This window comes from Citrobacter sp. VF227, assembly GCF_052950715.1.
The window spans coordinates 1-439 of record NZ_JBRFVF010000583.1 but is presented as its reverse complement, the minus strand read 5'-3'; the positions used below and the strand labels follow the sequence as shown (position 1 = coordinate 439).

1 protein-coding gene is annotated in these 439 nt (G+C 62.9%); it reads right to left on the bottom strand.

Annotated elements, in window-relative coordinates; genetic code table 11:
• Positions 1–439: MaoC family dehydratase (locus ACU8YC_RS27995; RefSeq protein ID WP_446896393.1), on the bottom strand; the 439-nt coding region annotated here is incomplete at both ends.

Here is a 439-nt window from a genome sequence, read left to right as displayed (position 1 = left end):
ATGGAAATCGGCGGCAGCTCCTTCAGTTCGACGGTTTCCTGCTTGCGCGGGGCGAGCACTTCGGCTTCGCCGTCGACCACCAGTTCGTCGTTCTGGTTGAACACCCGGGTGGCGATGCGCACGCGGTTCTTTGGCAGCTTCTCGAGAATTTCCAGGCGCACGGTCAGCGTGTCGTTGATCTTCACCGGACGGGTGAACTTCATGGTCTGGCCCAGATAGATGGTGCCTGGGCCAGGCATGGTGCAGGCGACCGCGGCGCTGATCAGCGCGCCGCTGAACATGCCATGGGCGATGCGCTCCTTGAACAGGGTACCGGCGGCGAACTCGGCGTCCAGGTGCACCGGGTTGCGATCACCGGACATCGCGGCGAACAGCTGGATGTCCTTTTCCTCGACGTGTTTTGCGTAGCTCGCCTGCTGACCGACCTGGAGGTCGGCAT